2 protein-coding genes, 1 rRNA gene and 1 pseudogene are annotated in these 3,689 nt (G+C 68.2%); 2 read left to right on the top strand and 2 right to left on the bottom strand.

Going from position 1 to position 3,689, the window contains the following annotated elements:
• Positions 1 to 26: 26 nt before the first annotated feature.
• Positions 27 to 144 (top strand): 5S ribosomal RNA (gene rrf, locus J4Z35_RS14225).
• A 66-nt stretch (positions 145 to 210) separates the two neighbouring features.
• Here the strand turns inward: rrf and J4Z35_RS14220 are convergent.
• On the bottom strand, positions 211 to 582 hold the full coding sequence (locus J4Z35_RS14220) for a hypothetical protein (RefSeq protein WP_074041326.1): 372 nt from the start codon (positions 580 to 582) through the stop codon (positions 211 to 213).
• Between the two features lie 430 nt (positions 583 to 1,012).
• On the opposite strand from J4Z35_RS14220, the gene J4Z35_RS14215 reads away from it, so the two are divergent.
• Entirely contained in the window at positions 1,013 to 2,818 is a 1,806-nt protein-coding gene (locus tag J4Z35_RS14215; protein WP_074041324.1) for a long-chain-acyl-CoA synthetase, read from the top strand.
• A gap of 143 nt (positions 2,819 to 2,961) precedes the next feature.
• Here J4Z35_RS14215 and J4Z35_RS14210 read toward each other — a convergent pair.
• Positions 2,962 to 3,574, bottom strand: a pseudogene (locus J4Z35_RS14210) (LysE family transporter).
• Positions 3,575 to 3,689 lie beyond the last annotated feature (115 nt).

Below are 3,689 nucleotides of genomic sequence, written 5' to 3'. Positions count from 1 at the left end.
TGATGGGTTGATATGTTTCATAGTGTTACGGTGGTTATAGCGAAGTGGGAAACGCCCGGTCACATTCCGAACCCGGAAGCTAAGCCCTTCAGCGCCGATGGTACTGCACTCGGTAGGGTGTGGGAGAGTAGGACACCGCCGGACTTCTTCTAAGACGTGATGGTCTTGAACAGCTCCCCCGAAAGACTGGGGTTGAGCAGTTCAAGACCATCACGCATTTCTACGTCCACCACAATCACCCTGACCCCCGCCGCCCCTGCGAATGCTTGTACGGGTGCGGATAGACACGTACATGACGTTGCCCACTCCCTCGGGGTTGGCCGTCGGCGTCGTGTCGCCCTCACCGCGGCTCGCACCCTGCGGCATCTCGAGGAGCGCGACGTCGCGGTGGCCGAGGTCGTACAGGTACGTGGCCAGGGTGCGCAGCGCGGCGCGTTCCATCGTCAGCTGCAGGACACCGTCGATCGCGGGGTAACCCGTGCGGGCGAGCGGGATGCGGCGATGGCGCAGGTGGTCCAGCACCGCCGCCGAGACATGCCCGCCGAGCGGGAAGACGACGGCGTCGCGGGGGATGCCGGACATGCGTCGCACGACCTCGTGCTCATCGCTACCCTACGCCAGGATGAGCAGGATGCCGCTCGAGTTCTGGCCCAGGTGCTGCGCGAGACCGTCGAGCACGCTGACGGCGAACGGGTCGCTGAACGAGTTGAGCAGTCGCCCCTCGGCGAAGACACCGACGATGCCGGAGCGTCCCTGTCGCAGGGACGAGGCGAGCGGGGGTCGGGGCTGCCGGAATCGAGATCCTCGGCGGCCTCGAGGACGCGCTCATGCGTCGCGTCGGCTTCGCATCGTCCACCACGGCCGGGGGGATGGCAATTCTGTGCAGGCACCCATCGATGTGGGACGGGCTGAGCGGTATCCGTCACGTGGTTACTGAAGCGTAGGTAGGGTTGGGGGATCGCGGCGCGGACCGCGACACCGGAGCTGACGACGGCCGAAGGAGACCACAGCGATGACGACCTCACGGACCCGGGTGACGCTGCTCGACGTGGCGCGCGGGGCGCTGACGATGACGCCCGACATCCCCCACGTCGCCAAGCATCTGCCGTCCTTACTGCTGCGTCGATCGGGCCGCGCCATGTCGATCGGCTCGGTATTCGAAGGGCTCGCCGAGCGGCACCCGCAGCGTCCGTTCGTCGTGGCCGACGAGGGGCGCCTCACCTACGCAGAGGCCAACGAGCGTGTCAACCGGCTCGCGTGGGTGCTCAAGGACGCTGGGGTGCGTCACGGGGACGTCGTCGGGCTGATGTCGCACAACTCGATCGACATGCTGCTCGTGATGCTCGCGACCGTGAAGCTCGGCGCCGTCAGCGGGCTGCTCAACTACAACCAGCAGGGCGATGTGCTCGCCCACAGCCTCGGAGTACTCGACGCCCGCGTCATCGTCGCCGAGCCGTCGTTGCTCGAGGCGGTGACGACGTGCCTCGCGGGGGAGGGCTCAGCGAACACCGCACCGTCGTCGGATACCGGGCGCCACGCGGACGTCGTCGGGCTCGACGAGCTCGTCGCACAGGCGACGAACGCGCCTACGGCGGCGGCGCAGAACCCGCCCGAATGCGCGCAGGTGCGCGGCAGCGACAAGGCGTACTACATCTTCACCTCCGGCACGACGGGCATGCCGAAGGCCTCCATCATGAGCCACCATCGGTGGCTGCAGTCGTACTCGGGCCTCGGCGGGCTGGGCGTGCGGCTGCGCGAGGGCGACACTCTCTACTGCTGCCTGCCGCTGTACCACAACAACGCCGTGACGGTCGCGCTCGGAGCCGTGCTCAACGGCGGCGCGTGCTTCGCCATCGCGCGCAAGTTCTCCGTCTCCAACTTCTGGGACGACGTCATCCGCTTCGACGCGACGTCGTTCGTCTACATCGGCGAACTGTGCCGCTATCTGCTCGGCCAGCCGCAGCGGGACGTTGACCGGGCGCACCGCATCCGCGTCATCGTCGGCAACGGCCTGCGGACCGACATCTGGGCCGAGTTCCAGGAGCGCTTCGGCATCGCGCGCATCGCCGAGTTCTACGGGGCGAGCGAGTGCAACATCGCGTTCATCAACGCCTACAACATCTCCGAGACGGCCGGCACGTGCCCACTGCCGCACAAGGTCGTCGCCTACGACCCGGAGACGGGCGGCGCGGTGCGCGACGGGAACGGGCGGCTGCGTCAGGTCAAGGTCGGCGAGGCGGGCCTGCTGCTCGCCAAGGTGACGAAGGCCCAGCCGTTCGACGGGTACACCGACGACGACGCCACCGAGAAGAAGCTGCTGCGCGACGGTTTCAAGGACGGCGACTGCTGGTTCATCACCGGCGACCTCGTGCGCCGGCAGGGGCTCAACCACGTGGCGTTCGTCGATCGGCTCGGCGACACGTTCCGGTGGAAGGGCGAGAACGTCGCGACGACGGAGGTCGAGGCGGCCCTCGAGCGGCTGCCGTTCGTCGAGGACTGCGTCGTCTACGGCGTCGAGGTGCCCGGCTGCGACGGGCGAGCCGGCATGGCCGCCGTCGTGCTGCGCGAGGGCGAGCCCTTCGACGCCATGGCGGCCGTCGCGCTCAACGAACGCCTGCCGAAGTACGCGGTGCCACTGTTCGTGCGCGAGGTCGATTCGCTCGAGCACACCTCGACGTTCAAGTCGCGCAAGGTCGAACTGCGCGACGCCGGGTTCGCCGGCGTGGGTGACGACCGCGTGTGGGTGCTGATGCGTGACGGCTACGTGCCCTTCTACGGGAGCTACCCCGAAGACGTCGCAGCAGCGCGTCAGCCGTGAGGGGTTGAGCTTCGCCGTCGGCCGGCCATGTGGTCGTGCGTCAGCTGTGAGGGGTGGAGCTTCGCGTCAGCCGGCCATGTGGTCGCGCGGCAGCTGTGAGGGGTGGAGCGTCGCGTCGGCGTGGTGGTTCAGCGTGTCGGGCGTCAGAACGATGCGGTGGCGAGCTTGACGGCGAACAGGCAGAAGGCCGTCCCCGCGGCGAGGTGTGCGCCGGCGACGACGCGCGGGCGTCCTGCGACGCGGTGGCCGAGCCGCGAACTGATGGCGATGACGGCCGCGAGGTAGATGAGGCTGATGATCTGCATGATGACGGCGAGCACCCCGAAGTTGACCCACAGGTGCGGATCGCCCGGCGTCACGAACTGCACGAAGAACGCGGCGAAGAACAGGATCGACTTGGGGTTGAGCATGCCCGTCACGATCGAGCGGCTGAACGGGGACGCCGCGATGCCGGCGTCATCGGGGGCCGCGCCTGTGTCGATGGGGTTGAGCGAGTCGTCCGTGGCGTCGGCGCGCGTCAGCGCTCGATGTTCGCGCAGCAACTGCACCCCTCGGCGCAGCAGACCGAACCCGAGATAGACGAGGTAGGCGCCGCCGACGAGCGTCAGCGCGCGGAAGAACAGCGACCCGCCCGTCAGCAGCGTGCCCGCCGGCGACGGCCGCGATCATGAGGATGTTGTCGCTGATGAACACACCGGCGGCGGCCTGCCAGCCGGCGCGTCGCGATACCTGCGCGGCGCTCGTCGCGACGAACAGCGAGTTCGGCCCGGGCAGCAGGATTGGTTGTGACAGCTTGGTCTGGCCCCGTTGTGACGGCTTGATCTGGCCCCGCGTGCGACTTGCCGGGGTGTTGACGGTCTGAACTGGCCCC

Source organism: Dermacoccus sp. NHGro5, from assembly GCF_017565385.1.
Taxonomy (GTDB): domain Bacteria; phylum Actinomycetota; class Actinomycetes; order Actinomycetales; family Dermatophilaceae; genus Dermacoccus; species Dermacoccus nishinomiyaensis.
Note: the sequence above shows the minus strand (reverse complement) of the source record. Positions and strands in the feature narration are given on the sequence as shown.

What these genes read in the sequence shown, in the direction of transcription:
- J4Z35_RS14215 (WP_074041324.1), top strand. Translation starts at nt 1,013, where the DNA reads ATGACGACCTCACGGACCCGGGTGACGCTGCTCGACGTGGCGCGCGGG.
- J4Z35_RS14220 (WP_074041326.1), bottom strand. Translation starts at nt 582, where the DNA reads ATGTCCGGCATCCCCCGCGACGCCGTCGTCTTCCCGCTCGGCGGGCAT.